General features: G+C 74.7%; 26 protein-coding genes. 12 read left to right on the forward strand and 14 right to left on the reverse strand.

The features are described 5' to 3' along the window. Positions 1 to 30 precede the first annotated feature (30 nt). The 4 genes from ACILQ5_RS15215 to mraZ all read right to left on the reverse strand — a co-directional run bounded on the left by ACILQ5_RS15215 (position 31) and on the right by mraZ (position 2,504). Positions 31 to 621, reverse strand: a complete 591-nt coding sequence (locus ACILQ5_RS15215; protein WP_395658867.1) for a hypothetical protein — start codon at positions 619 to 621, stop codon at positions 31 to 33. Next, positions 618 to 1,580 carry a 16S rRNA (cytosine(1402)-N(4))-methyltransferase RsmH gene (gene rsmH / locus ACILQ5_RS15220; protein WP_395658868.1) on the reverse strand — a complete coding sequence of 321 codons (963 nt, stop codon included), beginning with the start codon at positions 1,578 to 1,580 and terminating at the stop codon, positions 618 to 620. The genes ACILQ5_RS15215 and rsmH overlap by 4 nt, the downstream gene beginning before the upstream one ends. Before the next feature lie 2 nt (positions 1,581 to 1,582). Further along, complete coding sequence (locus tag ACILQ5_RS15225) at positions 1,583 to 1,771, reverse strand: hypothetical protein (protein WP_395658869.1); 189 nt, start codon at positions 1,769 to 1,771, stop codon at positions 1,583 to 1,585. Positions 1,772 to 2,069: 298 nt separating this feature from the next. Then, positions 2,070 to 2,504: a division/cell wall cluster transcriptional repressor MraZ gene (gene mraZ / locus ACILQ5_RS15230; RefSeq protein ID WP_395658870.1), complete on the reverse strand. Its 435-nt coding sequence runs from the start codon at positions 2,502 to 2,504 to the stop codon at positions 2,070 to 2,072. A 379-nt stretch (positions 2,505 to 2,883) separates the two neighbouring features. Between mraZ and ACILQ5_RS15235 the strand changes: the two genes are divergently transcribed. The 3 genes from ACILQ5_RS15235 to ACILQ5_RS15245 are packed head-to-tail and all read left to right on the forward strand — an operon-like array spanning position 2,884 to position 7,554. Then, positions 2,884 to 3,873 carry an AAA family ATPase gene (locus tag ACILQ5_RS15235; protein ID WP_395658871.1) on the forward strand — a complete coding sequence of 330 codons (990 nt, stop codon included), beginning with the start codon at positions 2,884 to 2,886 and terminating at the stop codon, positions 3,871 to 3,873. Between the two features lie 7 nt (positions 3,874 to 3,880). Then, complete coding sequence (locus ACILQ5_RS15240; RefSeq protein WP_395658872.1) at positions 3,881 to 5,155, forward strand: DUF58 domain-containing protein; 1,275 nt, start codon at positions 3,881 to 3,883, stop codon at positions 5,153 to 5,155. Continuing rightward, on the forward strand, positions 5,152 to 7,554 hold the full coding sequence (locus ACILQ5_RS15245) for a transglutaminaseTgpA domain-containing protein (RefSeq protein ID WP_395658873.1): 2,403 nt from the start codon (positions 5,152 to 5,154) through the stop codon (positions 7,552 to 7,554). The genes ACILQ5_RS15240 and ACILQ5_RS15245 overlap by 4 nt, the downstream gene beginning before the upstream one ends. Positions 7,555 to 7,810: 256 nt before the next feature. Here the strand turns inward: ACILQ5_RS15245 and ACILQ5_RS15250 are convergent, their stop codons facing one another. From ACILQ5_RS15250 to ACILQ5_RS15265, 4 genes are all read right to left on the reverse strand, one after another. After that, positions 7,811 to 8,251: a DUF3040 domain-containing protein gene (locus tag ACILQ5_RS15250; protein WP_395658874.1), complete on the reverse strand. Its 441-nt coding sequence runs from the start codon at positions 8,249 to 8,251 to the stop codon at positions 7,811 to 7,813. Between the two features lie 170 nt (positions 8,252 to 8,421). Beyond that, positions 8,422 to 9,162: a class I SAM-dependent methyltransferase gene (locus ACILQ5_RS15255; RefSeq protein WP_395658875.1), complete on the reverse strand. Its 741-nt coding sequence runs from the start codon at positions 9,160 to 9,162 to the stop codon at positions 8,422 to 8,424. Between the two features lie 74 nt (positions 9,163 to 9,236). After that, complete coding sequence (locus ACILQ5_RS15260) at positions 9,237 to 9,668, reverse strand: SAV_6107 family HEPN domain-containing protein (protein WP_395658876.1); 432 nt, start codon at positions 9,666 to 9,668, stop codon at positions 9,237 to 9,239. Positions 9,669 to 9,857: 189 nt separating this feature from the next. Further along, the gene (locus ACILQ5_RS15265; protein WP_395658877.1) at positions 9,858 to 10,307 is read right to left on the reverse strand and encodes a hypothetical protein; all 450 of its coding nucleotides are present in this window, start codon (positions 10,305 to 10,307) and stop codon (positions 9,858 to 9,860) included. Positions 10,308 to 10,369: 62 nt separating this feature from the next. On the opposite strand from ACILQ5_RS15265, the gene ACILQ5_RS15270 reads away from it, so the two are divergent. The 4 genes from ACILQ5_RS15270 (at position 10,370) to ACILQ5_RS15285 (ending at position 14,005) form a co-directional block, all read left to right on the forward strand. Then, positions 10,370 to 10,843: a YbaK/EbsC family protein gene (locus ACILQ5_RS15270; protein ID WP_395658878.1), complete on the forward strand. Its 474-nt coding sequence runs from the start codon at positions 10,370 to 10,372 to the stop codon at positions 10,841 to 10,843. Positions 10,844 to 10,846: 3 nt separating this feature from the next. Continuing rightward, the gene (locus ACILQ5_RS15275; RefSeq protein WP_395658879.1) at positions 10,847 to 12,223 is read left to right on the forward strand and encodes a hypothetical protein; all 1,377 of its coding nucleotides are present in this window, start codon (positions 10,847 to 10,849) and stop codon (positions 12,221 to 12,223) included. Positions 12,224 to 12,246: 23 nt separating this feature from the next. Further along, positions 12,247 to 13,527: a phytoene desaturase family protein gene (locus ACILQ5_RS15280; RefSeq protein WP_395658880.1), complete on the forward strand. Its 1,281-nt coding sequence runs from the start codon at positions 12,247 to 12,249 to the stop codon at positions 13,525 to 13,527. A 79-nt stretch (positions 13,528 to 13,606) separates the two neighbouring features. Next, a complete protein-coding gene (locus ACILQ5_RS15285) occupies positions 13,607 to 14,005 on the forward strand; it encodes a hypothetical protein (RefSeq protein WP_395658881.1) in 399 nt (132 codons plus the stop codon). Between the two features lie 17 nt (positions 14,006 to 14,022). Here ACILQ5_RS15285 and ACILQ5_RS15290 read toward each other — a convergent pair whose 3' ends face one another. Then, positions 14,023 to 14,601 (reverse strand): SIMPL domain-containing protein, encoded by a 579-nt coding sequence (locus tag ACILQ5_RS15290; protein ID WP_395658882.1) that lies wholly within the window; start codon positions 14,599 to 14,601, stop codon positions 14,023 to 14,025. Positions 14,602 to 14,612: 11 nt separating this feature from the next. Beyond that, positions 14,613 to 15,494 carry a methylenetetrahydrofolate reductase [NAD(P)H] gene (metF, locus tag ACILQ5_RS15295; RefSeq protein WP_395658883.1) on the reverse strand — a complete coding sequence of 294 codons (882 nt, stop codon included), beginning with the start codon at positions 15,492 to 15,494 and terminating at the stop codon, positions 14,613 to 14,615. Positions 15,495 to 15,556: 62 nt separating this feature from the next. On the opposite strand from metF, the gene ACILQ5_RS15300 reads away from it, so the two are divergent. Beyond that, positions 15,557 to 16,630: a polyprenyl synthetase family protein gene (locus ACILQ5_RS15300; RefSeq protein ID WP_395658884.1), complete on the forward strand. Its 1,074-nt coding sequence runs from the start codon at positions 15,557 to 15,559 to the stop codon at positions 16,628 to 16,630. A gap of 11 nt (positions 16,631 to 16,641) precedes the next feature. Here ACILQ5_RS15300 and ACILQ5_RS15305 read toward each other — a convergent pair whose 3' ends face one another. Further along, positions 16,642 to 17,028: an Rv2175c family DNA-binding protein gene (locus ACILQ5_RS15305; RefSeq protein ID WP_395658885.1), complete on the reverse strand. Its 387-nt coding sequence runs from the start codon at positions 17,026 to 17,028 to the stop codon at positions 16,642 to 16,644. 122 nt (positions 17,029 to 17,150) lie between these two features. Between ACILQ5_RS15305 and pknB the strand changes: the two genes are divergently transcribed. From pknB to ACILQ5_RS15320, 3 genes are read left to right on the forward strand one after another with little or no spacing between them, the layout of a single operon-like run. Next, positions 17,151 to 19,193 carry a Stk1 family PASTA domain-containing Ser/Thr kinase gene (gene pknB / locus ACILQ5_RS15310; RefSeq protein WP_395658886.1) on the forward strand — a complete coding sequence of 681 codons (2,043 nt, stop codon included), beginning with the start codon at positions 17,151 to 17,153 and terminating at the stop codon, positions 19,191 to 19,193. A 31-nt stretch (positions 19,194 to 19,224) separates the two neighbouring features. After that, complete coding sequence (locus tag ACILQ5_RS15315) at positions 19,225 to 20,130, forward strand: deoxyribonuclease IV (RefSeq protein ID WP_395658887.1); 906 nt, start codon at positions 19,225 to 19,227, stop codon at positions 20,128 to 20,130. Continuing rightward, positions 20,127 to 21,140 carry a DMT family transporter gene (locus ACILQ5_RS15320; RefSeq protein WP_395658888.1) on the forward strand — a complete coding sequence of 338 codons (1,014 nt, stop codon included), beginning with the start codon at positions 20,127 to 20,129 and terminating at the stop codon, positions 21,138 to 21,140. Before ACILQ5_RS15315 ends, ACILQ5_RS15320 begins: the two co-directional genes overlap by 4 nt. Positions 21,141 to 21,217: 77 nt before the next feature. Here ACILQ5_RS15320 and ACILQ5_RS15325 read toward each other — a convergent pair whose 3' ends face one another. Next, positions 21,218 to 21,832 (reverse strand): hypothetical protein, encoded by a 615-nt coding sequence (locus tag ACILQ5_RS15325; protein ID WP_395658889.1) that lies wholly within the window; start codon positions 21,830 to 21,832, stop codon positions 21,218 to 21,220. 53 nt (positions 21,833 to 21,885) lie between these two features. Here ACILQ5_RS15325 and ACILQ5_RS15330 point away from each other — a divergent pair, with 53 nt between their 5' ends. Then, on the forward strand, positions 21,886 to 22,995 hold the full coding sequence (locus ACILQ5_RS15330; protein ID WP_395658890.1) for a DNA glycosylase AlkZ-like family protein: 1,110 nt from the start codon (positions 21,886 to 21,888) through the stop codon (positions 22,993 to 22,995). A 7-nt stretch (positions 22,996 to 23,002) separates the two neighbouring features. Here ACILQ5_RS15330 and ACILQ5_RS15335 read toward each other — a convergent pair whose 3' ends face one another. Together ACILQ5_RS15335 and ACILQ5_RS15340 are read right to left on the reverse strand one after the other, a co-directional pair. Then, a complete protein-coding gene (locus ACILQ5_RS15335; RefSeq protein ID WP_395658891.1) occupies positions 23,003 to 25,231 on the reverse strand; it encodes a fibronectin type III domain-containing protein in 2,229 nt (742 codons plus the stop codon). A 25-nt stretch (positions 25,232 to 25,256) separates the two neighbouring features. Beyond that, positions 25,257 to 25,679, reverse strand: a complete 423-nt coding sequence (locus ACILQ5_RS15340; protein ID WP_395658892.1) for a hypothetical protein — start codon at positions 25,677 to 25,679, stop codon at positions 25,257 to 25,259. Positions 25,680 to 26,218 lie beyond the last annotated feature (539 nt).

A 26,218-nucleotide genomic window follows, 5' to 3' on the forward strand; every position in this document is an offset into this window, starting at 1 on the left:
TCTCGTCTGGGGCCAGTGGGACGCGTGGGGCTACCGGTTCTTCATATCCCGGTGGCCGTGGTTTCCGCCGCCGCTCCGGCCCGTGTCGCCCGACGAGTTGCCGGATGAGCTGCCGGACGAGCCGCCGTCGGTCTCCGGCGCGGGCACCGTCACGACGTGGGGTGCCGGGTTGATCGCGGCCGGCTTCGGCGGCGGGAGCTGCCAGATCCGGAACGGCGTGGCCGCGGTGCCGACCGACGGCTCGCCGACGACCTTGCCGGTGCCGAGCTCGAGGAACGCGGGGTTGCCGGACTGCACCATGCCGAGCTTCTGGGCCCGAGCCGCGATCCGCTGGGGGTCGCGCAGCGCGTCGAGGTCCATCTCGAGGCTCTGCTGGCGGGCGGCCAGCGTGTCGGCCTGCTGCTGCAGCGCGGTCGCCGCGAACGACGCCTGCTGCATCGAGGTGTTGAACAGCAGCAGCCCGACGACACCTCCGAGCAGCACGATCGACACCAGGGCCACGAACGGCATCCGGGTGGCGCGGGTGCGCCGGCGCGGGACGACCGTGAGCCGGGCGCGCTCGACGGCGACCTCGGCGATCCGCGGCATCCGGCTCCGGACCTGGGCGACCGTACTGCTCATGCTGCGACCCCTCCCTGGGTGACACGCTCGATCGCTCGCAGCCGGACGGAGGAGGCGCGCGGGTTCTGCGAGATCTCCTCCGGGGTCGCCTTCTCGGCGCCCCGGGTGACCAGACGGAGGGCCGGCTCGTGGCCCTCCGGGATGAACGGCAGGTCCTCGGGGACGTCGAGCCGGGTCGCGGCGACGAACGCCTGCTTCACCAGCCGGTCCTCGAGGGAGTGGTAGGACTCCACGACCACCCGGCCACCGACGTCCACGGCCTCGATCGCGGCCGGGATCGCGCGGCGGAGGACCGCGAGCTCGTCGTTGACCTCCATGCGGAGCGCCTGGAAGGTGCGCTTGGCGGGGTGGCCACCGGTGCGCCGGGCCGGCGCCGGGATCTCGGCGTAGAGGAGCTCGACGAGCCGGCCCGAGGTCGAGAACGGCTCCCGCTCGCGCTCCCGCACGACGGCGGCCGCGATCTTGCGCGCGAACCGCTCCTCGCCGTACTCCCGCAGCACCCGCGTCAGCGCGGCGGCGTCGTAGGTGTTGAGCACGTCGGCGGCCGTGATCCCGGTGCTGCCGTCCATGCGCATGTCCAGCGGCGCGTCCTCGGCGTAGGCGAAGCCGCGCTCGCGGACGTCGAGCTGCATCGAGGAGACGCCGAGGTCGAAGAGGACCCCGGCGACCGGGCCGATGCCGAGGTCCCGCAGGACGTCGAGGAGCTCGTCGTAGACCGCGTGCACCGGGGTGAAGCGGTCCCCGAACGGCGCCAGCCGGTCGGTGGCCAGGGCGAGCGCCTCGGGGTCGCGGTCGATGCCGACGACCCGCAGGGTCTCGAAGCGGGTGAGGACGGCCTCGCTGTGGCCGCCGAGGCCGAGCGTCGCGTCCACCAGGACCGCACCGTCGCGGCCGACCGCGGGCGCGAGGAGGGCGACGACCCGGTCGAGGAGCACCGGGACGTGGGAGGGGCTGCTCATCCTCAGGCCTGACGCGCCACGACTGCGAGGAGCAGGAAGACCGCCGCCACCCCGACCGAGGTGGCGGCGGAGAAGGCCATCAGGGTGGCGGCGTCGCGCGCCTGGTGGCGGACCCGGCGCACGACCGGAGCCTCCTCCACGGCCCGGACCTCCGTCCGGAGCGGCGGGACCGCCGCGTGCACGATGCTCATTCGACCCTCGACCCTCGATGTCTGCTGGTGTGGTGCCTGGTGCTGCCGGGTGCTGCATGTCCTGAAGGTGCTGCTGGGAGTGCTGCTGGGAGTGCTGCTGCGATCCGCCTGACCAGGTCCCTGCCCGCTCCGGCGGGAAGTGCCGTCTGGAACCGGGGAAGGTGCCCCAGACGTGCGGTGCCGTCTGGGGCCGGGGAAGGTGTCCCAGAAGGCGCGGGAGCGGGCACGAGACCTCGTCCTGCGGATCGCTGTCGTGTTGTGGGTGTGGTGCGGTCCTGCGGGGTGCTGCTGGTCCTGCTCAGCCCTGCTGCGGGTTCGGCTGCTCGTCGAGCTCGGCGAACTTGGCCTGGGCGTCGCTGCTGTACTCGCGCCACCGGTCGGGGTTCCAGATCTCGATGCGGTCCATGACGCCGATCACGACCACGTCCCGGTCGAGGCCGGCGTACTCGCGCAGCGAGGCCGGGATGCCGATCCGGCCCTGCTTGTCGAGCGAGCCCTCGTCGGCGCCGGCGAACAGGATGCGGGCGTAGTCACGCGCCCCCCGCACCGTCAGCGGCGTCGCCTGGGCCCGTCGGGCCTCCTCCATGAAGACGTCCCGCGGCCACGCGACCAGGCAGTTCTCCTGACCTTGTGTCACCACGAGCCCCTCCGCGAGTCGGTCCCTGAACTTCGCCGGGAGGAAGAGCCGCCCCTTGTCGTCGAGCTTCGGTGTGTACGTGCCCATGAAGAACATCGAGCACCTCCACCCCTCACCCTTCCTCCACTGCGCCCCACTCTACGCCACTTTCCCCCACCGTCAACCATTCCACGCGTGTCGCAGCGCCCGATTGCCCCGTCCGACCGATCTCGCTCAGACCGGGAGGACCGCGCGTTTGCGCAGGTCACGCCGCGTGCAGCAGCACCAGGGGCGCGCGGGTGGGGCGTGGTGGAGCAGGAGGTGGGGCACGGTGGGGCGGATGGTGGGGAACCAGCCCGGCCGACGACTGCAACCAATTCGTGACCCGGGGAGTCGAACGCAGCGACGGTTCGGGCACGTAGGTTTCTGCGGCACGACTACGGTGGGAGACCGACGTGGTGCGGATCACGCGACGGCATTCGGGGAAGGGACGGCAGTGGTCACAGAGTCAGACAGCGCGACCGGAGGAGCGACGGGCGGGGCGGACCTCCACACGCTGGCGCGGGTCGTCGGCCGGGTGCGCTCGAACGTCGAGCGCGTCATCGAGGGCAAGCCCGACGTCGTCAACTCCGCGCTGGCAGTGCTGCTGGCCGAGGGCCACCTCCTGATCGAGGACGTCCCCGGCGTGGGCAAGACGATGCTGAGCAAGGCGCTGGCCCGCAGCATCGACTGCTCGGTGCGGCGGATCCAGTTCACGCCCGACCTGCTGCCGTCCGACGTGACCGGGGTGTCGGTGTTCAACCAGAACACCCGCGAGTTCGAGTTCCGGCCCGGCGGCGTGTTCGCCAACATCGTGGTGGGCGACGAGATCAACCGCGCCTCGCCGAAGACGCAGTCGGCGCTCCTGGAGTGCATGGAGGAGCGTCAGGTCACCGTCGACAACGCGACCTACCAGCTCGAGCAGCCGTTCATGGTGATCGCGACCCAGAACCCGATCGAGATGGAGGGCACCTACGCCCTCCCCGAGGCGCAGCGCGATCGGTTCATGGCTCGTGTGTCGGTCGGCTACCCCGTCGAGGCCGCCGAGATGGCGATGCTGACGTCGCACACCGGCGCCAACCCGCTCGACGACCTCGAGCCGGTCACCGACGCGGCCGAGGTGCGCAAGCTGATCGGGATCGTCGGCCAGGTGCACGTCTCCGCCGACGTCCAGCGCTACACGGTGGCCATCACCTCCGCGACCCGCCGCTCCGACGAGCTCACGCTCGGCGCCTCGCCGCGGGCCTCGCTGCACCTGCTCCGCGCGGCCAAGGCGGTCGCCGCCATGGACGGCCGTGACTACGTGCTCCCCGACGACGTGCTCCGGCTCGCCCGGCCGGTGCTCGCCCACCGGCTGCTGCCGAGCGTCGAGGCGGCGATGAGCGGCCGCTCCACCGGCGCCATCCTGGACGCCGTCCTCGCCGGCGTCCCGGTCCCCCAGCCGTGAGCCTGACGTGAGGGAGGCGCTCGCCGGGATGACCGTCCGCGGACGGGCGTTCCTGGCTGCGGGCGTCACCGCCCTGGTGTGCGCGATCGTGCTCGACCAGACGGCGCTGGCCCGGGTGGGGGTGCTCGTGGTCGCGCTCCCCCTGATCACGGCCTGGGTCGTCGGCCGCAACCGCTACCGGTTGGCCCTGGTCCGCACCGTCACCCCGCAGCTGGTCGCGGCCGGCCAGCCGGCCCGGGTCACCCTGTCGCTGACCAACGAGGGCCGGACGCCCAACGGCGTGCTGCTGCTCGAGGACCAGGTGCCCTACGTCCTCGGCACCCGGCCCCGGTTCGTGCTCGAGGGCATCGGCGCCGGCTGGAAGCAGACGGTGTCCTACCAGGTCCGGTCGGACGTGCGCGGGCGCTTCGAGATCGGTCCGATGTCGGTGCGCGTCACCGACCCCTTCGGGCTGGTCGAGCTCGGCCGGGCCTTCCGCACCACGGTGCCGCTGACCGTCACCCCCCGCACCGTCGTGCTCCCCCAGATCCCCCTGGGCGGCGCCTGGACCGGCTCGGGCGACAACCGGCCACGTGCGTTCGCGACCGGCAGCGCCGAGGACGTGACCGTGCGCGAGTACCGCCGCGGCGACGAGCTGCGCCGCGTGCACTGGCGCAGCTCGGCCCGGGTCGGCGAGCTGATGGTCCGCCGCGAGGAGCAGCCCTGGCAGTCGCGGGCGACGCTCTTCCTCGACAACCGCGCCCAGTCGCACCGCGGGCACGGGATCGCGTCCTCGCTCGAGGCGGCGGTGTCGGCCGCGGCGTCCATCGCGGTGCACCTGACCCACCGCGGCTTCGCCGTCCGTCTGGTCCTGGCGACCGGCGAGGACCCCAGCAGTGCGTGGCACGTGCGCGGGGCGGAGCTGAACACCGGCCCCCTGCTCGAGGCGCTGGCGGTCGTGCAGTCCGCCCGACAGGCCCACCTCGACACCGGCTGGCTCGCCGAGGGCGGCCACGGCGGGCTGACCGTCGCGGTGTTCGGCGACGTCGACTCCCGCGACCTCCCGGTGATCCGCCGGATGCAGCACCACGCAGGGTCGGCACTCGCCATCGCGCTCGACACCGAGGCCTGGGCGGGGGCGGCCGCCGGCAGCGGTGCGACGCGTGCCCTGGCCCAGCAGGGCTGGCGCTCGGCCGTGCTCGGACCGCGGGACCGTCTCGACGCGGTCTGGCAGGAGCTCGGTCACTCGAGCGCGCAGAGCTCGCGCGCGGTCGGCCACCCCCGGCAGGAGGTGGTCGGGTGATCCGCCCGTCGACCCGCAGCCGCGGCAGCGCCGGGACCGCCGTCGGCCTCCCGGCCGTCGCCGCGGCCACCGTGTGGATCGCGATGTACTCCTGGCGGGGCTTCACCGAGACGCCCGGCGGGTTCCTGAACCCCCTCTTCCTGCTGGCGATCGTGGTGGCCGGCACCGGCGCGACCCTGCGCTGGTGGCGGGTGCCGACCGGGCTGGTCGTGCTGTCCGAGGTCGTCGCGTCCGGGGTCGTCGCGATGCTGCTCATCACCGGCTCCCCGCTCCCGGTCGGCGACGGCTGGACCGAGCTGCGCCAGGCGCTCTCCGGCTCCCTGGACAGCGCCCAGGGGTACGCCGCGCCGGTGCCCGACAGCGCGCCGTCGGTCGACCCGCTCCTCATCCTGTGCGGCCTGCTGTGCCTGCTGCTGGTCGACCTCCTTGCGTGCACGCTGCGGCGGGTGCCGCTCGCCGGTCTGCCGCTGCTGGCGATCTACAGCATCCCGATCGGCATGGTCGGCGACTCGATCAGCTGGTGGGTCTTCGCGGCGACCGCGGCCGGCTTCCTCACCATGCTGTTCCTCCAGGAGAGCGACCACGTGGCGCGCTGGGGGCGCCCGATCGGGATCGACCGCGAGACGGGAGACCCGATCGCCTTCGGCGCCGGCACCCACGTGGTCCGCAGCACCGCCGGCACCGTCGGCGGCGTCGCCACGGCGCTGGCGATCTTCCTGCCGGCCCTGGTCCCCACGGCGGGCGTGCACCTCTTCGACTTCGGACCCGGCGGCGGCGGTGGCGACGAGATCACGGTCGACAACCCGACCGCCGACCTGGTGCGCGACCTCAAGCGTGGCGACGACACCCCGCTGGTGCAGATCACGACGACCGACCCCGACCCGTCGTACTTCCGGATCCTGACGCTCACCCGGTTCAGCGACGTCGAGTGGAGCCCCGGCAACCGCGACGTGCCCGCGGACCAGCGGGCCAACGGCACGATGCCGCCGCTGGACGGGGTGGCCGCCGCCGTCGGGCGCCACGAGGTCCCCTACGACGTCACCATCCTGCCGGCGTTCAGCTCCACCTGGCTCCCGACCCAGTCCCCGATCAGCCGGATCGACGCCGAGGGCGACTGGCGCTACGACACCCAGACGATGGACTTCCTCGCGGTCCCCGACGACCTGACGACGTCGAACCTGCACTACACGATGAGCGCGCTCGACCTCGACCTGACCAGCGCCCGCCTCGAGAACGCCGGCACGTCGGCCGGGGACGTCAGCGAGGTCTTCACCGACGTGCCCGCCGACCTCCCCGAGATCGTGCGCGAGCTCGCGGTCGACGTGACCAAGGACGCGACGACCCGTTTCGACAAGGCGGTCGCGCTCCAGGACTGGTTCCGCGAGGACGGCGGCTTCGAGTACTCCCTCGACACCGCGGAGGGCAGCGGCTACGACGCGCTCGTCGACTTCCTGACCGACGCCCCCGGCGGCCGGACCGGCTACTGCGAGCAGTTCGCCGCGTCGATGGCCGTGATGGCCCGGGTCCTGGGCATCCCGGCCCGCGTCGCGATCGGCTTCCTGCACCCGCAGCCCGCCGGCCCGGACACGTGGGTCTACAGCTCCGACGACATGCACGCCTGGCCCGAGCTCTACTTCGACGGCGCCGGCTGGGTCAGGTTCGAGCCGACGCCCTCCGACCGCGCCGAGGACGTGCCCGACTACACCGTCCTCACCAACACCCCCGACCTGCAGCCCACGAACCCCTCGGAGCCCAGCGGCGCGCGCTCCTCGCTCCTGCCGAGCAACCGACCCACCGAGGAGCGCCCGGACTCGACCGGCGCGGCCGCCCCGGTGAACGACGGCAGCGGGCCCTGGTGGCCGCTGGGCGGCGCCCTGGTCGGCCTGTGCCTGGTGGCGCTCGCCCTGCTGACGCCGCGGGTGGTGCGTCGCCGTCGGCGGGACCGCCGGCTCGCCACCGGAGAGCCGGAGGCGGCGTGGGCCGAGCTGCGCGACACCGCGCTCGACCTCGGCGTCCCGTGGCCGGAGCGACGCTCGCCCCGGGCCACCCGCAACGCCCTGGTCGACCACCTCGGCGTGCCGCTCGGGCCGCAGACCGGCGACCGGCCGGCGCACGGCCCGATGGTCGCTCCCGCCGCGGTCGCCGCGCTCGACCGCCTGGTGCACGCCCTCGAGCTGCTGCGCTACGCCCGCCCCGGCGAGGCAGGGTCGGACCCGGAACGGGTCCGCACCGACACCGAGATCCTGGTCGCCTCGCTCCTCGGCGGCGCGGTGCGCTCCGCCCGTCGCCGGGCCGCCTGGTGGCCCCGCTCGGTGCTGAGGGCCGCCCGCCGGCGTCCCCGGGTCGCGCCGACCACGGTCGAGGCACGGTACGGCGGCGTGGTCGACCACGCGTCCTAGCGGACCTGGTCAGCGGCCCGGGGTGCGCCCGGGGTGCGCCCGGGCGATCGGTCCCGGGCGCGCGCCCCGGGCGATCCGTCACAGGTTCACCATGGGATGGTGCTGGACCGGCACCTCCCACGGTGAGCACGCCGTGGGATGTGCTGGTTCACCTGCAGACCATGGTGAACCGGCAGCAGACCGGCAGCAGACCCGCAGCAGACCCGCAGCAGACCGGACGCACCGATGCGTCGGCCGACTCGTCGAGCAGGTCCGGCTAGAAGCCGCCGTCGGTGCGGCGGCGGCGCCACCGCTCCTCGACCCGCTCCATGAAGCTGCCGGAGCTGCGGCGGTTGCGCCGGCTGCGGCCGGAGCGACCCGTGCGGCCGCCGTCGATGACGGTGAAGCCGTGGCTGGGGTGGGCGGCCCGCGGGTCCGGGCCGTGCGCCTGGCGGCCGCGGAGCGCGGTCAGGGCGACGGTGGCCGAGGCCAGCATGATGACGAAGCCGATGATGCCGACCGGCGTGATGCGAGCGACGGCGCCGGTCATCAGCACGACGACCCCGAGGACGAAGCAGACGCCGGCGATGATCGCGCGACGGCGGGCGGAGCGGCGGAACGCGGTCCCGCGCAGGGTCGAGGCGAGCTTGGGATCCTCTTCGACGAGGGCGCGCTCCATCTGCTCGAGCAGTCGGAGCTCCTCTTCCGAGAGTGGCACCGTACCTCCCCTGCACTGTCCGACCCGGCCTGGAGCGCCCGGGGTACTGCAAGTCTAGGCAGCGGGCGGTCACCGCGGTAGGCGGGTTCGGGAAATTCGTGACTGAACCGTTCCCGGCGGCGCCGCGCGGGAAACAGGTGGTGCGGACCGGTGGGGCCTCGACCGGCGGCTCAGCGGGCCAGCACGTGCAGCTGGGTCGCGAGCGGCCGGAACTCCGGGCGCTCGGAGACGGCGCGCTCGAGCTCGACGAGCGCGGCCGTCGACCCGGGCTCGAGGTCGAGCAACGAGCCGGGCACCAGGTCGGCGAAGACCCGGATGCCGTGCACGGACCCGACCTCGAAGCCGGCCGCGGACATCAGGTCCCGGATCTCGTCCTCGGTGAAGCGCCGCCCGGCCCGGCCGCTGCCGGCCGGGTCGCGCTGGGCGTCGTCGGGGGTGCGCTCCAGCAGCGCGAGCGCCTGCCCGAAGTGGCCGGCCATCGCGCGGGCGACGACCGCCGCGTGCCGCTGCGCGACCAGCAGGCTCAGGCTCCCGCCGGGGCGCAGCACCTCCCGGATGGTCGCGAGCGCGGCAGCCGGGTCGTCGACCACCTCGAGCACCCCGTGGCACAGCACGACGTCGGCAGCGCCGGGCCCGGCGACCTCCAGCAGCGAGGAGAGGTCGCCCTGCCGACCGGTGACGTCGATCCCCGACTCGCGGGCGCGGCGGTCCAGGGCCGCCAGCGCGTCGGGGCTCGGGTCGACGACCGTCACCCGGTGGCCGAGCCCGGCCACCCGCACCGCGAAGCCGCCGGTGCCGCCCCCGATGTCGAGCACGTCGGCAGCGCCCTCGAGCACCGGGAGCAGTGCCTCCCAGACCAAGGAGGTGCGTGCCGCGCCGCGGCGCTCGGCCGGCTTCAGGCTCTCGGGCATGGCTCCACCCTAGAGCCCGGCCGGCCGGTGCTCGACGCGGCGCCCGCGGTCGCCGCGAGCGACCTCCGGCCGGCTCAGCCGGCGCGCATCGCGACGGCCCGCCCGGGAGCGGCGACGTGCGGGGCCAGGCCGAGCGAGCGCTCGACCACGGCGAGGAACCGGTCGGCCTCGCGCACCAGGTCGTCGGCCTCCCGCTCGGTCACCGCCCGGGTCGAGCCGGCCTCGGCGGCAGCGCGCTTGGCCGCTCCCCCGGCGAAGAACCGCGCCCACTCGGTCAGCTCGGGCGCGACCTCGGCCAGCAGCACCCACGCGTTCTTCTGCCGGCGTCCGCGAACGGGTCCGGGCTGGGCGCGGGCGGCGAGCAGGGCCGCTGCGGCCCGCAGCGCCGCCACGTGGGCGCAGGCGTAGCGGGCCGGGACCTCGGGCGACGCGATCGCCTCGCTCAGCGACTCGGCGGCGAGCGCGAGGTAGGAGTGCGTGGTGGCGGGCAGGGAGTACGGGTTCATCACTGACCTCTCCTCGACCCCGGACCGGCGACCCCACCACGACCCCGGACCCGGCGGGGACGGGGGTCGAGGTCGTCCCCACCGGGTGAAGTGTTCGAACACGTGTTCGAACACACGCCGAGGCTACACCCGACCGTGGACAGCACGTCAAGGCCACGACCCTGCGGGTCCGCGGGGAGGCCGGACCGGTCAGGGCGTGGGGGTCGAGGACCGCGGGTGCCGGCAGTAGGCCCGGGTGTCGCGGTGCCAGAGCACGACGACGGCAGCGACGTCGACGACCAGCGAGACGGCCGCGACCACGAGGAAGACCGGCGGCGGGTCGGTGCGCACGATCGCCAGGGTGGCGACCCCGACCAGGACGACGATCCCGCTCATCAGGATCCGGGCCCACTCGTGGCCCTCGCGCATCATCGAGATCAGCACGGCGGCCAGGAGTGCGACGACCACGAACATGGTGATCGCGACCGGCACGAACGCCGGAGGCTCCACCGCGCTCGACTCCGACCGGCTGGACGCCCAGGCGTCGACCAGCTCGTCCTTGAGCACCAGCGTGAGCAGCGCGGTCAGGCCGGTCATGGCGACGACCGCCACGGAGAGCCAGGTCGCACCGGTCACCGCCGGCGGCCGGTCGCGAGTCATCGGCGCTCCTTCTCCTTCGGTCCGCTGCAACTCCTGCCGGGGACACCCTAGGGTCTCAGGACATGACGACCGAGCACCCCTCGATCACCCGGTTCCGCGACGACCACGGCGCGCGCGGCGGGACCGGCGAGATCGTCATCCTGCCCGACGCCGTCCACACCGCCGCCCTGGCCGCCGAGGCGCTCGGCTGCGAGGTCGGTGCGATCGCCAACAGCCTGCTCTTCGACGCCGGCGGCACCCCGGTGCTCATCCTCACCTCGGGGGCGCACCGGGTCGACACCGCGAAGGTGGCGGCGACCATCGGCGTCGAGCGGCTCAAGCGTGCGACCCCCGAGTTCGTGCGCGAGCACACCGGGCAGGTGATCGGAGGCGTCAGCCCGATCGCCCACCCGAGGCCGGTGCCGACGTACCTCGACTCCTGGCTGCGCCGCTACGAGGTCGTCTGGGCGGCGGCCGGGCACCCGTCCGCGGTCTTCTCGACCACCTTCGACGAGCTCGCGACGCTCACCGGGGCCACGGAGATCGAGGTCGACTGACCGGTGCCGGCCCCCGAGCTCGAGGAGCGCCTCGCGCGGCTGTACGCCGGCCGGCCGGTCGTGCTCGGTCCGGGGGTGCTGGCCGGCTGGACCCGGTGGACGACCTGGCTGGGGGAGCTCGGCTGCCCGACCCTCGTGCTGGCGACGGGTCGCGGCGCGGGGCCGGTGCCGGGGCCGGGCACGCAGGTCGTGGAGGTCGAGATCCCGGCGACCGCGCTCGTCACCGACGAGCTCCGCCTGCACGACCGCCTCCTGCACCACCTCCCCGAGCCCGCCGCCGCGGCCGTCGAGGCGTTCGACCCGGAGCGCCGCGGCGTGGTGCTGGCCTCGCCGTTCGTGTCGACCGACGAGCCGGTGCTGGGCCGGCCGGTCACCGGCGGCCGGCCACGCGCCTGGCTGGCCCTGGAGGACAAGCTGCGCGCCGACGCGACCTGGGCCGCCGTCGGGCTGCCGGCCGCGCCGTCCCGCATCGTCGACCTCGACGAGGACGACCTCGCGGCCGCCACGCGCGAGCTCTCCGGCCCGTTGGGCGCGGTGTGGGCGGGCGACGCCCGGGACGGCTTCAACGGCGCCGGCAACTACGTGCGCTGGGTCCGCGACGACCGCGACGCGCGCACCGCGCGGGCGTTCTTCGCGCCGCGCTGCGACCGGGTCCGGGTGATGCCGTTCCTCGACGGCGTGCCGTGCTCGATCCACGGCATCGTGCTGCCGGACGGCACCGCCGTCCTGCGCCCCGTGGAGATCGCGGTGCTGCGCAACAGCGCCCACCGGACGTTCGTGTACGCCGGGCTCGGGACCTCGTGGGACCCTCCGGCGGCCGACCGGGCGGTCATGCGGGCCGCGGCGCGCCGCGTCGGCGAGCACCTCCGCGCCGAGCACGGCTACCGCGGCGCGTTCGGGATCGACGGCGTGCTCACCGCGGACGGCTTCCTGCCCACCGAGCTCAACACCCGAATGTCGGCGGGCGCGACGACCGCGGCCGAGGTGGCCCCGCGGTTCTTCGCCCTGCTGCAGGCCAACCTGGTCGCCGGGGTGGACACCGGCGTCACGGTCGCGGACGTGGAGGCGCTGGTCCCGCGCATGGACGCCGAGCGCGCCGGCAAGGTCGTCGCGATCGGCGAGGGCATGCGGGTGGGCGGCGCCTACTCCTACCCGGTCGACTTCGACGGGACCGCGTTCCGCCGGTCCGGGCACGAGACCGGCAACGTCCTCGAGATCGCCGACACCCCGACCGGGTTCTTCGCGCGCGTCGAGCCGTGCGTCGCGCTGGCGCCGGGGCGCCGGCTGGCCGAGGTGACCGCCGCCCTGCTGCGCTTCGTCGACGCCGAGTACGGCGCCGGGTTCGGCCCGCTCGAGGTGCCGCCCGACCTGCGGGCCTAGGGGGTGGCCCTAGTCTCACCCGCATGCGGGTCGTGGTCGTGGGCGGAGGGTTCGGCGGCCTGGCCGCCTCCGTGCGGCTGGCCAAGCTCGGGCACGAGGTCACGCTCGTCGAGCGGTCACCGACCCTGGGCGGCGCGCTCTCCTCGGTGAGCGAGGACGGCTTCACCTGGGACGCAGGGCCGACGTACACCCTGCTGCCCGCCGTCGTGCGCGACCTGTTCCGGAAGTCCGGGCGTCCCCTCGAGCGCGAGCTGGAGCTGGTGCCCCTGGACATCGTGCGCGAGCACCGGTTCGAGGACGGCTCGTCGGTGCGGGTGCCGAACGGGCGCGCCGCGCAGCTGGCCGCCTTCGACGGGCTCGGGGCGGGGCTCGGGCAGCGCTGGGTCGACCACGTGGCGTCGTACGGCGACGACTGGGACGTGCTGCGCCGCGGCTACCTGGAGAACCCCTGGGACCCGGCCGCGCTCCCTCGCGAGCTCGCGGCACGGCTCGACAGCCGCGAGACGCTGCACAAGCGGCTGCGCCGCACGTTCAAGGACGAGCGGCTCCGGCTGGTCGCGGGCCAGCCGCTGGTCGCGGAGGGCCACGACCTGCGCAACGTGCCCGCCTGGCTCGGCGTGACGGCCTACGTCGAGCAGCGGTTCGGCGCCTGGACGGTCGAGGGTGGCATGGCCCGGCTGGGCGAGGTGCTCACCGCCCGCCTCGGCACCCGCGGCGTCACCACGCTGGTCGGCACCGAGGTGCGCGACCTGGTGGTGCGCGAGGGCCGGGTCGTGGCGGTGCGGACGACCACCGGCGAGATCGGCGCGGACGCCGTGGTCTGCGCCGTCGACCCACGGCGGCTCCCCGCGCTGGCGTCCTACGTCGAGCGGACGATGCCGGCGATGCCTCCGGTCGTCGTGCACGTGGGCCTCGACGGCGAGGTGCCGGACCTGCCCCACGAGCTGGTCCTGCACGGCGACCCGGTGCTGGTGGTGCGCCGCAACGGACCGCGGACCCTCACCGTGCACGGCCGTGGCCGTCTCTCCGAGGACATCCTGCGGGCGCTGGCCCGCCACCGGATCGACGTGCGCGCCCAGGTCGTCGCCCGGGTCGACCGCAGCCCGCGCGACCAGGTCGAGCTCTGGGGCAGCTCGCCCTACGGCGTGCTCTGGCAGGGCCGCGGGACCGCGCGGCAGCGGCTCGGCCCTCGGACGCCGGTCGCCGGCGTGTACGCCGCCGGGGCGCACGCCACGCCGGGAGCGGGGCTGCCGTTCGTGGGGCTGTCGGCGGCGCTGGTGGCCGCGGTGATCGGCCCGGCCTGACGGTTCGTCCCTGCTCGCTACCGCGGCAGCTGCGGCGTCCCGCGCGGCAGCGGCACCACCGCATCACCCGACTCAGGGGATGACAGGTCGCCGTGGCGTCGAGGATCCTGCCGAGGACAGCGACAACGACAACGACGACGACGTGATCTCGGGCCGGGCAGAGGTGTGGCAGATGGTGCGACGATCCCCGTCAGGGGCGCCTACCGCGGACGACGCTCGTGGGTCGAGCGACCCGGCAGCAGGTGGGATCTCGCAGGTCGAGTCGCCAGGAGCAGACGAGGTCGCGACGGCGTCGGGCGGCTGGACCGTACGCCGCGCGAGCAGGCAGCTGACCCGGTTCGTCGCCGACGGCACCGGCAGGTCGGAGGCCGAGGTCCGGGTCCTGGTCGTCGCCGGCGCCGTGCCGGTCCTCGTCGCCGGCACCGTGGCCGCATCCCGAGGTGCGCTGCGCCTGATCGACTTCCTCGTCGACGGTTGACCCGCGGCCAGGTACGGCTACACCAGCTCGAAGGTGACCGTGAGCTGCTGCTCGACGGTGGTCTCCCCCGGCTCGAAGTGGGCCGAGGCCGCCAGCGCGCGGGCGAACCGCGGGCTGCCGGGTGTCCCGCCCTCGGTGACGCTCTCGACCTGGCCGAGGGTGCCGTGCGCCTGGGCCGCGAGGTGCTCGGCCTTCTCGCGAGCGTCGGTGAAGGCGGCCTCGCGCGCCAGCCGCTCGGCGTCGGCGGTGTCGGAGACCTCCAGCCCGACGTGGTCGACCGAGAGCCGGTCGCCGACCTCGTCGGCGAGGGCGGTGACGAGAGCCCCCGCCTCGTCGAGGCCGGCACACCGGACGAGCAGCGCGTGCCGGGCGTGGTAGCCCGGGCCCGGGTGGTCCTCGCGACCCACCGAGAGGTGCTGGCTGGCGATCTCGTCGGTGAACCGGCGGGCGACCGTCACGACCGACGCCCGGGCCGACTCCGCCCCGGCGAGCGCCTCGGCGAGCGACGCGGCGCTGAAGGTGGCCGCGACGTGGACGACCGCGGTGTCGGGCGCGACCCGGCTCGCGCCGTGTCCGACGACGGTGATGGTCCGCACGCGGAGCCTCCTCAGACCGAGAGGTTGAGCGCGGCGAAGATCTCGCGCGTCGCCTTGGACCGGTTGAGCGTGTAGAAGTGCAGGCCCGGCGCGCCCCCGTCGAGGAGCGCGTCGCAGAGCTCGGCGGCGAGCTCGATGCCCGCCGCGCGCATCGCCACGGGGTCGCCGTCGTGCACGGAGATCCGCTCGATCACCGAGGCCGGCACGTCGGTGCCGATCAGCTCGCCCTGGCGGCGGATGTTCGCGAGGTTCAGGATCGGCATGATGCCCGGCAGGATCGGGATGTCGACCCCGCGGGCGCGCACCCGGTCGACCAGGGCGAAGTAGTCCTCGGCGCGGAAGAACATCTGGGTCACCGCGAACTCCGCCCCGGCCCGTGCCTTGGCGACCAGCACGTCGGCGTCGTGGTCCAGGGACTCCGACGAGGGATGCTTCTCGGGGAACGCCGCCACGCCGATGCTGAAACCACCGCGCTCGCGCACCAGCTCGACCAGCTCGGTCGCGTAGGTGAACCCGCCCTCCGTAGGCGTCCACGGCGCGCGCGGACCCTCGTGCGGGTCGCCCCGCAGGGCCATCACGTTGTGGATGCCGGCCTCGGCGTAGGAGTCGAGGACGCCCTCGAGCTCCTGGCGGGTGTGGCCGACGCAGGTGAGGTGCGCCATGGCGGTCATCGACGTCTCGCGCGCGATCCGGCCGGTCACCCGGACGGTAGTGCTGCGCGTGGCCCCGCCGGCGCCGTACGTGACCGACACGAAGGTCGGCCGGTAGGGCTCCAGCTCCCGGATCGCCTGCCAGAGCGTCTCCTCGCCGGCGGCATCCTTCGGCGGGAAGAACTCGAACGAGAACGACCGCTCTCCCTCGCGCACGAGGCTCCCGATCCTGCGGCTCGTCATGGCAGGAGTCTAGGGACGGGGGCCCGACGGTCCGGGCGCTGTCCACTGGTTAGTCTCGTCGCGTGACGGGCCGGAGCGGGTGGGACAGCGCCGAGTTCCGCGACCGCGTCCAGGCCGCCCTCGACGTCTTCGTCGACGAGCAGGCGGCCGTCCTCACCCCCCTCGGCGACGACGCCGACCGTCTCGTCCGCGAGGCGCACACCTCGGTCTCGGGCGGCAAACGGTTCCGTGCCGCCTTCTGCTACTGGGGCCACCGGGCCGTGCACCCCTCGCCGGACGACGAGGACGCCCTCGTGCGCGCCTGCGCCGCGCTGGAGCTGCTGCACGCCAGCGCGCTCGTCCACGACGACTACATGGACGCCTCGGACACCCGGCGGGGCCGCCCGGCCACGCACCGGCAGTTCGGGGCCGAGCACCGCGCCTCCGGCTGGCGCGGCGACCCCGAGCAGTACGGCGCCGCCGCGGCGATCCTGCTCGGCGACCTGCTGCTGAGCTGGTCCGACGAGCTGCTGCGCCGCTGCGGGCTGCCGATCACCCAGGTCGCCCCTGCCCTCGAGGTCTTCGACCGGTGCCGCTCGGAGGTGATCGCCGGCCAGTTCCTCGACGTGTCCGTGCAGGCACGAGGGCGGGCCGACGTCGAGACCGCGATGACCGTGCTGCGCTACAAGTCCGCCCGCTACTCGATCGAGCGGCCGATCCACATCGGCGCGGCCCTCGCCGGCGCGTCGCCGGAGACGATCGCGGAGCTGGCCCGGTTCGGCCTCCCGCTGGGCGAGGCGTTCCAGCTGCGCGACGACCTGCTCGGCGTCTTCGGCGACCCGAGCGCCACGGGCAAGCCGGCCGGGGACGACCTGATCGAGGGCAAGCGGACCGTCCTGGTCGCGCTGGCGCTGGACGCCGCCCCTCCCGCCGAGGCGGCCCGGCTCGACGCGGCGCTGGGCACCGCGCTGTCGCCCGACGAGGTCGCCGAGCTGTGCGCGATCATCGACGACTCCGGGGCGCACGCCCAGGTCGAGGCGGTCATCGAGGAGCTCGCCACGCACGCCGTCACGGCGCTCGACCGCGCGCAGGTCGACGACCACGCGCGCGAGGTGCTGCGCGGGCTCGCGGCCGCCGCCACCCAGCGCGCCGTCTGAGCCGCGTCGCCCTAGAACCCCAGCGCCTGGGCGCGGCGCTTGACCTCCGAGCCGCGGTTCTCCCGGAGCGCGTCGATGGCCCGGCCGGGGAAGTCGTCGTCGCGGAAGATCCAGGCGATGCACTCGCGGTCGTCGTACCCCGCGTCGTGGAGCACCGTCAGCAGCCCGCCGAGCCCCTTGACCGGGAGCCCGTCCTGGAGGAAGTCGGCGGGGACCTGCTGGCCGGCGCCCGGGACGGGTACGGCGGCGGCGAGCTCGTGGTCGCGGATCATCGTGCGCACCTTGGCGACGGTGACACCGAGCTGCTCGGCCACGGCGGCCCAGTCCAGCCACGCGGGCACGAGAGCGGCCAGGTCGGCGTCGGCGAGCTGCTGGTGCGTGTTGAGGCCCTGATCCATGTGCACCAGTGTCCCACCACCACCACGCGCCACGCCGGGGGCGCCTGAACCCGCCCTGGACGCCGCGCGTCCGTACGATTGGGACCCCGGACCCTTCCCCGTCCGGACACAGGAGGGTCGCTGTGACGCCTGACCGGCGCTCGGAGCGGCGCGCCCCACGGGGCGTCGCCGAGGCCGTCAGCGACCCCATGACCGGGCGGCTGCTCGACGGCCGCTACCGGATCGGCCCCCGCATCGCGCGCGGCGGCATGGCCAGCGTCTACGAGGCCACCGACCTGCGGCTGGACCGCACCGTCGCGGTCAAGGTGATGCACCCCGGGCTCGGTGACGACGACGAGTTCGCGGCCCGGTTCGTGCGCGAGGCGCGCGCCGCCGCCCGCCTGTCCCACCCCAACGTGGTCGCGGTCTACGACCAGGGCGACGACCACGGCACCGTCTTCCTCGCGATGGAGCTGATCGACGGCATCACGCTGCGCGACGTGATCCGCAAGGAGGCGCCGCTGCCCCCGGCCCGCGCGCTGGCGCTGGTCGAGCCGGTGCTCTCCGCCCTCGCCGCCGCACACCGGGCCGGCCTCATCCACCGCGACATCAAGCCCGAGAACGTCCTCATCGCCGACGACGGGAGGATCAAGGTCGCCGACTTCGGGCTGGCCCGGGCGGTGAGCGCCGACACCCAGCACACCGCCACCGGCGGCGTGCTGATCGGGACCGTCTCCTACCTCGCCCCCGAGCTCGTCGTGGACGGCCGGGCCGATGCCCGGGCCGACGTGTACGCCGCCGGCGTCGTCCTCTACGAGCTGCTGACCGGCACCAAGCCGCACGAGGGCGAGTCGCCGATCCAGGTCGCCTACAAGCACGTCCACGAGGACGTGCCGCCCCCGTCCGCGGTCGTGCCCGGCATCCCGGCGTACGTCGACGCGCTGGTCGCCCGGGCCACGGCCCGCGACCGCAGCCTGCGTCCCGCGGACGCGGGCGTCCTGCTCCACCAGGTGCACCGCGTGAGCCACGCGCTCGCCGAGGGCGCCGTCGACGACCCCGACCTCACCGCCGACCTGACGCCGCTGATGTTCCACGGCCGCTCGGCCGAGGCGCCCTCGCCCGACGACACCGCACCGGACCCGTTCGACTCGGCCGAGATCGCGACGCTGCTCTCACCGGCCCAGGCGGCCGCCCAGCCGCCGGGCGCCCACCCGGCCGAGCGCACCACGATGATCCGCACCGAGCCGCCGCCGCCGGTGTCCCGCCCGGGCGGTCCTCCCCCGGGCGGTCGGCCGCGACGACGCCGCGGCCTGCTGGTCATGGTCCTGGCACTGCTGCTGGCCGTCGGCGTCGGCGTCGGCTCCTGGTGGTTCCTCGACGGTCGCTACACCTCGACGCCCGGCGTGCTCGGCCTGACGAAGGCGGCCGCGCAGCAGGAACTCGAGGACGCCGGCCTCACCGCGGACTTCGGCGAGAAGGCGTACTCCGAGACGGTCCCGGCAGGCCGGGTCGTCTCCACCGACCCCGAGCCCGGGGCCAAGGTCGTCGACGGCGGCACCGTCGCCGTCACGCTCTCGCTCGGCAAGGAGCGCTACGACGTCCCGAAGCTGGTCGGCATGACCGAGGCGAAGGCCGAGGCGGCGCTGGGCGACACCCACCTCGCCGTCGGCACCACCGACGGCGCCTGGTCCGACACGGTGGCCCGGGGCACGGTGATCTCGACCGACCCGAAGGCGGGCACGACGGTCCGCCCGGACACCCCGGTCGACCTCGTGGTCAGCAAGGGACCGGCACCGGTCAAGCTCAAGGACTGGGTGGGCAAGAGCTCCGACGACGCGCTCGCCTGGTTCGACGCGAAGGGGCTCGAGGGCGAGGTCGCGAGCGAGGAGTACTCCGACACCGTCGACGACGGTGACGTCATCTCGATGGACCCGCCGGCGGGGACCACGCTGCACCGCGGCGACGGCGTCCAGCTCGTCGTGTCGAAGGGTCCCGAGCTGGTCGAGGTCCCCAGCGTCCGGGCCCAGGGGGTCGACGCGGCCACCGCGACGCTGGAGGCGCTCGGGTTCAAGGTCGTCACCGAGCACGCCCCGGGCTACCTCGGGCTCGGCTTCGTCTTCTCCCAGTCCCCCGGCGGCGGCGACATGGCCCCCCCGGGTGCGACGATCGTGCTGAGCCTGATCTGAGCGACGCCGCGGCCACCGGTAGGTTGGGCCGGTGCTCGACCCGGCCGCCCGCAACCCGATCGGCACCCACGTCCTGGTCGGCAAGGGCCTGGTGGCGGGTGCGGTCGACCAGGCCGACCGGCTGGGGTGCGAGACCTTCCAGGTCTTCACCGGCAACCCGCGCGGCTGGGCGCTGAGCGAGGGCCGGCCCGCCGAGGACGCCCGGTTCCGGGAGCTGATGGCCGAGCGCGGCACGCGCACCTTCATCCACGCGCCGTACCTGGTCAACCTGGGCAGCCCGACCCCCGCGACGGCCGAGCGCTCCGCCGCCTCCGTCGCCCACAACCTGCGTCGGGCGGTCGAGATCGGCGCCGAGGGCGTCGTCGTGCACACCGGCTCGTACGTCGACCCGGGCACCGGCGACCCGGTCGCCCGGTACGACGCCGCGATGCGCCAGGTGCGGGAGGCGCTGCTGCCGCTGCTCGACACGCTGCTGGCGGCCGGCGACGACGCCCCCTGGGTGCTGCTCGAGCCGACGGCCGGCCAGGGCCGGTCGCTGTGCGCCGGGGTCGAGGACCTCGCGCCGTACCTCGCCGCCCTCGAGCACCACCCGCGCGCCGGGATCTGCCTGGACACCTGCCACGTCTTCGCCGCCGGCGCGCCGCTGGACGAGCCGGGTGGGACCACGGCGACGGTCGACCGGATCGTCGAGATCGGTGGACCGGGCCGGCTCCGGCTGGTCCACGCCAACGACTCGATGGACGTCCGCGGCGCCTTCAAGGACCGGCACCAGCGGATCGGCGAGGGCCACGTCGGCGAGCAGGCCTTCGTCGAGCTGTTCGCGCACCCGGCCACCGCCGGGGTGCCGTTCGTCCTCGAGACGCCGGACTCCCGCACCGTCGACAACCGCGACATCCCGCTGCTGAAGCGGCTGCGCGAGCAGGCGCGGGCTCGATGAAGCGGCTCGCCACCCTCGTCCTGCTCGGGGTCACCGCGTCCTGGGGCAGCTCGTTCTTCATGATCCACGACCTGGTCGAGCGGGTCCCGCCGCTCGACTTCATCGCGGTCCGGTTCGCGATCGCCGGCGCGCTGCTGCTCCTGGTCGCGCCCCGCTCGGTGCTGCGCCTCTCCCCCGCCGCCCAGCGGCAGTCGGCGGTCCTCGGCCTCGTCTACGGGGTCGCGCAGGTGCTGCAGACCACCGGCCTGACGGACACCGCGGCCAGCGTGTCCGGGTTCATCACCGGCATGTACGTCATCGTCACGCCGCTGCTGGCCGCCGTCCTGCTCCGCAACCGGATCACGATCACCACCTGGGCGGCCGTCGTCGTCGCCTTCGGCGGGCTCGCCGTCCTCTCCCTCGACGGGTTCTCGGTCGGGTACGGCGAGGCGCTGACCTTCGTCGCCGCGATCCTGTTCGCGCTGCACATCGTCGGGCTCGGCGCCTGGGCGACCGAGCAGGACGCGCTCGGGATGTCGATCCTCCAGGTCGTCGTCGTCGCGGTGATCTGCCTGGTCGCCAGCGCCCCGGGCGGCATCGTGCTGCCGGGGTCGGCGACCGACTGGACGACCGTGGTCTACCTCGCGATCTTCCCGGCCGGGCTCGCGCTGCTCGGCCAGACCTGGGCGCAGGCCCACCTCTCGGCCACCCGGACCGCGATCGTGATGACGACCGAGCCGGTCTTCGCGGCCCTGTTCGCGGTGGCGCTCGGCGGGGAGTCGGTGACCGTCCGGATGCTCGCCGGCGGGCTGATGGTGCTGCTCGCGATGCTGCTCGTCGAGGTCGGGCCGCGGCGCAAGGTCGAGGGCGAGGTCCCGATCGCCGTCGAGATCTCGCACAAGGGTGTCGCTGGTTTCGCTCGCGCCCCGCGTGAGCGCGGTGCGCATGTCCGCCGGACGTCATACGTTCCGCCCGGTGGCAGTGGTGCGTCGGGCGTGGTTGTGACGCGACCCGGCGACCGGGTCGTATGACGTCCCGGTGGCGCTCGCGCTGACGTCATGCGTCCCGGCGGCTCCGGCGACCGGGTCGCATGACGTCCCGGGCGTGCTCACGCGCCGAGGACCTCCCGGGCCAGCCGGCGGGTCCGGGCGACCAGGTCCGCGGTGCCGGGGCTGCGTGCCGCGACCTCGTCGAGCAGCGAGCCGACGCGCACCGTCCAGGGCCCGGCGACGACGGTGGTGCCCACGCGTGCAGCGGCGTGCGCCAGCTGCTCCTCGGCGTCCGCGGGACGCTGCCGCGCCAGCGTCTTGAGGGTGACCACGACCCCCATGCAGGCGCTCTCGCCGGGCGACCACGGGTCGGCGTCGGGGACGTCCACGGACCCCAGGCCCTGCCCGTGGACCTCGAGGTCCACCCGCCACCACAACGGCCAGCCCTGGAACCGCACGAACACGAGCCGCAGGTCCGCCCGCGGCTCCGGGTCGACCCGCAGCGACTCGACCGTGCCCACCCGCTCCAGCGTCGGGCGGAGCGATCGCAGTGCGTCCTCCGCCCCCTCGGGCCCGACCGTCCAGCGCAGGTCGATGTCGCTCCACGCGTCGGCGGCGCCCGGCACGCCCATCGACCCGATCAGGCGCGCGGCACCGGTCGGGCACGAGGCGCCGAGGACCTCCAGGAGCAGCGCCGCGGCCTCGTCGCGGGACGCGGGTAGCGGTGCGGTCACGGGAACGACTCTCCCACCGGGCGACTGTCCCCGGCCCGTGTGAGACTCGACCGGTGCACGAGCTGAGCCGTCAGGACGCCCGCCGCGTCGCCGTGCGCGCGCAGCTGCTCGACGCCCACCGGCCGACCGACCTGATGGCCGTCGTCCGCCACCTGACGGTCGTCCAGGCGGAGCCGACCAACGCGGTCGCGCCGAGCGCCGACCTGGTGTTGTGGAGCCGGCTGGGGTCGGCGTACGACCCGGCCGAGCTGCGCGACGCGGTCGCGGAGCAGCGGCTGGTCGAGCTCTGGGGCTTCTACCGCCCGGTCGAGGACCTGACGCTGTTCCGCGCCGAGATGGCGGCCTGGCCCGGCAGCGGGACGCTGCGCGACTGGGAGGTGGCCCGCGCGGCGTGGGTCGAGGCCAACGACGCCTGCCGCCGCGACGTGCTGGAGCGGCTGCGGGCCGACGGCCCGCTCCCGACCCGGGAGCTGCCCGACACCTGCGAGGTGTCCTGGCGGTCGTCGGGCTGGAACAACGACCGCAACCTGCGGATGCTGCTGCAGCAGATGGTGTCGCGCGGCGAGGTCGCCCTGGTCGGTCGCCAGCGGCGTGACCTGCTCTGGGACCTCGCCGAGCGGGTCTACCCCGACGAGCCGTGGCCCGACGAGCAGGAGGCGCGCCGGCTGCGCGACGAGCGCCGGTTGCGGGCGCTCGGCATAGCCCGTGCGACGCTGCCGGAGCCCCCGGACGAGCGCCACGACGTGGGTGAGACCGGCGAGCCGGCCGTCGTCGACGGGGTCCGCGGCCGCTGGCGGGTCGACCCGGCCCTCCTCGAGGGCCCCTTCGCCGGACGTGCGGCCCTGCTCTCGCCGCTCGACCGGCTCGTGAAGGACCGCAAGCGCCTGGAGGAGCTCTTCGAGTTCGACTACCAGCTCGAGATGTACAAGCCGGCCGCCAAGCGCCGCTGGGGCTACTACGCCCTCCCGGTCCTGTACGGCGACCGGCTGGTCGGCAAGCTCGACGCGACCGCCGACCGGGCCGAGGGCGAGCTGCGGGTCGCCGCCGTCCACGAGGACGAGCCGTTCGACACCGCGACCCACGACGCGGTGCTGGCCGAGGTCCACGAACTGGCGCGGTGGCTCGGGCTCGAGCCGGTGCTGCCCGCCGGCTGGCGGGCCTGAGGCCGCCTCAGCGGGCGCGGACCTGGTGGGACCGCGCGCTCCGCGGTCCCCACCCGACGGCGTTGGCCGCGCGGACCGCGAGCCGGTAGCTCCCGGCGCGGGGCACCTGCAGCTCCACCGACCGGACCGATGCGCCGATCGTGCCGCTCACGTAGGTCGCGACCACCTGGCCGCGCGCCCCGAGGCGGTAGGCGTAGACCTGGTAGCCGGTGACAGCGGACCCGCCGGTCTGCGTCGGGGCGCTCCAACGCCCGACGACCGTGAGCCGACCGCCGGGAGCGCCCGGCGAGGCGCGCCCGATGGCCGGGGCCGACGGTGGCCCGAGCGGGAAGGCGACGTCGACCGAGGCGTCGGGCCCGGGACCGGCGACGTTGATCGCACGCACGACGATGGTGGCGGTCTCGCCGCGCGGCAGGCCGGTGATGTCCACCGACCGGACCGTGGGGCCGACCGTGGTCGCCTCGCCACCGGTCTCGACCTCGTAGCCGGTGACCTGCGAGCCGCCGTCCGAGGCCGGCTCGTCCCAGGACACCGTGACGACGCCGTCGGCGTCGGCGCTGCCCTCGAGGTTCCGGACGGCCGAGGGCGTCGAGAAGACGGCGTCGAGGGTGGCTTGGGCCGCAGCGCCCGGTCCGACCGCGTTGACGGCCCGCACGGACAGCGTGTGCGGACCGGTGTCGACGCCGGTGAACTGGTGGCTGGTCGCGGTGCCGACAGCGGTCCATGCGCCGGCGTCGAGCTGCACCTGGTAGCCGGTCACCGGCGAGCCCCCGTCGGCCGCCGGGGGCGACCAGGTCAGGGTCGCGGTGCTCGCGCCGTCCCGGGCGGCGGCGACCGCCGTGGGCGTGCCGGGAGCCGTGGTGCCGCCGCCGCACCCACCGACCGTCAGCGTGTAGGCGCCGAGGCTGCCGTAGTCGTTGTAGCCCGTGGTCGGGTTGCCGGTCCCGACCCCGTCGACCCGGACGGCGTACGTCCCGTCGGCGACGGACTGGTTGATCGTCGCGCCGAGACCGGTGGCGACGTCGTCGTTCGCGCGTGCCGAGGGCGGGTCGGCCGTCGCGACGACGTTCCCCGACCCGTCGAGCAGGCTGAGTGCGATGTCGAGGTCCGGGCTGGTGGGCGCCGGGGTCGCGGTGACCGCGACGGAGCCGGTGCAGTGCCCGACCGCGTAGACGTCGACGTCGGTGCGCGTCGTCACGTACGCCGTCCCGGCGGTCAGCGGCGCCGCCGTCCCGACGGTCCCACCGGCCTCGTCGGCGCGGTAGCCGGCGGTGCTCGCGGCGATCACCGCGACGTCGTCCTGGTCGGGGTTCCCGGCGTTGGCGTACGCGCCGTGGCTCCACTGCGACACCGGCTGGTAGTAGGCCGCACCCATGATCGGTGCCCAGTCGGCGTGGCCCTGGTAGTAGCCCTGCTGGGTGTTGATGTTGCCCGGCCCGCCGTAGCCGGTGCCGTCGTGGTCCAGGCCCATGTTGTGCCCGACCTCGTGGGTCAACGCCTCGGCGATGCCCTTCGGGTCGTCGCCCGAGCCGCCGGTGAAGATCCAGGCCGGCTGGTAGTAGGCGTGCCCGTCGCCGACGGGCAGGTCGAAGACCCCGATGTAGGCGATCCCGCCGCACTGCTGGTCGCACAGCGCGTCCCAGGCGCCGGCGTCCTGGCTCACCAGGGCGCGGGTGCCGTACGCCGTGCCCAGCACCGCGTCGCCGGGGTCCTGGGTCGTCACGTCGACGTCGAACGGGGCGTAGTCCTCGGCCACCCGCTGCCACACGGACTGGATCGCGTCCTGCTCGGCGGTGCTGAAGGTCGTGAACCCGTCGCCCGACGGGTCCCAGCCGACGTAGTCGCCGGCGGGCAGCCCGCTGGCGTTCCACGCGGTGCCCGACACGTGCGCACCGTCGAAGTCCAGGAAGATCGTGTGCGCCGAACCCGGCTTGCTGTGCAGCTGGAACGTCTGGCCGTAGGGGTACGGCGCGGGCGCCGTCGTCGCGACGCCAGGACGCGCCGGGATCGGGCGGTCCGCGTAGTAGAGGTGACCCGTGGCGTCCACCCGGGCCGTCGGGTCGTGGCGCAGGATGCCGCGGGTGTGCGCGTCCAGCCGGTCGGCCCGGACCGTGGGCTGCCCCGGCTCGGGAGCGGGGACACGGGGGGCCGCGTCCGCCGGGGCGAGCATCGTCGTGAGGCCCAGCGCCCCCGCGGCGAGCAGGGCCAGGGCGGCGCCGCGGAGCGACAGGCTCACGGTCGGGTCCGGGGTGGGCGTCGGCTCAGTGCCGCCGTGCCGGGGTCCGGCTCCGGGCCGCCATCAGCACCGTCATCGCCCAGATCACCATGATGTCGAACGCGATGATCGCCAGTGCCCAGAAGGGGTAGTACGGCATGAACGCGAAGCTCGACAGCGCCGAGACCAGCGCGACGCAGATGCCGGCGACCAGCGCCCAGTGCTGGCCGAGCAGGATGCAGACGCCGATCACGATCGCGGCGGCGCCGATCGCGACGTGCACCCAGCCCCACGTCGCGAGGTTCGTGTCGAGGGTGTAGTCCAACCGGGTCGCGAAGATGGCGTCCTTCGAGACCGCGCTCAGGCCCTCCAGGACCTGGAAGACGCCCAGCGTCGCGAGCATCGTGCCCGCGAAGATCCCGATCCCGCCTGCCCAGGCCCGCTCGCCGGCGGATGCGTTGTCGACCACCACGTCTGCTCCTCGTGTCGGGTACGTCGGTGGTCGGACTCTTCTCCCCCGCCCACCCCGGGGCCTCCCCCGTACCGGGCGAATGTCCGGCCTGCCCTTTGGTCCTAGTACCCGTCAATCACCGGTGGGCGGTGCCTGCACGCCCCTAGCCTGACCTCGATCGCGCAGCGCCGGGCCGTCCCGGGCCGTGCGACGGCGACTCCCGGAGGGTGCTCGTCGACCTCGTCCGCAGCGCAGCGGCGGACGATGCCGCGGGCACCCTCTCGGGCCGTCCGGACGCGGGGCAGGCACTAGTCTGTCGCCGGGCCGGACGGCCCGGAGGAGAGACATGGGGAACTGCACCAGCTGCGGCCACCCGCTGGACGTCGGCCGCTTCTGCACCAGCTGCGGCCACCCCGTGGGAGCACGGGCCGCGCCTGGTCCGGACGACCGGACCGACACCGCCGAGCGACCGGCGGCGCCGCCGCGCGCGCCCGTGCCCCCGCCGCCCCCGCCGTTCCCACCGCCGCCGCCCCGGCCCGCGCACCCGGGCCAGGTGC

The sequence above is a fragment of the Nocardioides sp. genome, assembly GCF_044226305.1.
Lineage (GTDB): Bacteria > Actinomycetota > Actinomycetes > Propionibacteriales > Nocardioidaceae > Nocardioides.

Excerpts from the sequence above, each read along its gene's own strand:
- rsmH (WP_395658868.1), bottom strand. The coding sequence starts at position 1,580 with ATGAGCAGCCCCTCCCACGTCCCGGTGCTCCTCGACCGGGTCGTCGCC.
- ACILQ5_RS15305 (WP_395658885.1), bottom strand. The coding sequence starts at position 17,028 with ATGGATCAGGGCCTCAACACGCACCAGCAGCTCGCCGACGCCGACCTG.
- ACILQ5_RS15215 (WP_395658867.1), bottom strand. The coding sequence starts at position 621 with ATGAGCAGTACGGTCGCCCAGGTCCGGAGCCGGATGCCGCGGATCGCC.
- ACILQ5_RS15225 (WP_395658869.1), bottom strand. The coding sequence starts at position 1,771 with ATGAGCATCGTGCACGCGGCGGTCCCGCCGCTCCGGACGGAGGTCCGG.
- ACILQ5_RS15280 (WP_395658880.1), top strand. The coding sequence starts at position 12,247 with ATGCGGGTCGTGGTCGTGGGCGGAGGGTTCGGCGGCCTGGCCGCCTCC.
- ACILQ5_RS15285 (WP_395658881.1), top strand. The coding sequence starts at position 13,607 with ATGACAGGTCGCCGTGGCGTCGAGGATCCTGCCGAGGACAGCGACAAC.
- ACILQ5_RS15260 (WP_395658876.1), bottom strand. The coding sequence starts at position 9,668 with ATGAACCCGTACTCCCTGCCCGCCACCACGCACTCCTACCTCGCGCTC.
- ACILQ5_RS15270 (WP_395658878.1), top strand. The coding sequence starts at position 10,370 with ATGACGACCGAGCACCCCTCGATCACCCGGTTCCGCGACGACCACGGC.
- mraZ (WP_395658870.1), bottom strand. The coding sequence starts at position 2,504 with ATGTTCTTCATGGGCACGTACACACCGAAGCTCGACGACAAGGGGCGG.
- metF (WP_395658883.1), bottom strand. The coding sequence starts at position 15,494 with ATGACGAGCCGCAGGATCGGGAGCCTCGTGCGCGAGGGAGAGCGGTCG.
- ACILQ5_RS15320 (WP_395658888.1), top strand. The coding sequence starts at position 20,127 with ATGAAGCGGCTCGCCACCCTCGTCCTGCTCGGGGTCACCGCGTCCTGG.
- ACILQ5_RS15255 (WP_395658875.1), bottom strand. The coding sequence starts at position 9,162 with ATGCCCGAGAGCCTGAAGCCGGCCGAGCGCCGCGGCGCGGCACGCACC.
- ACILQ5_RS15265 (WP_395658877.1), bottom strand. The coding sequence starts at position 10,307 with ATGACTCGCGACCGGCCGCCGGCGGTGACCGGTGCGACCTGGCTCTCC.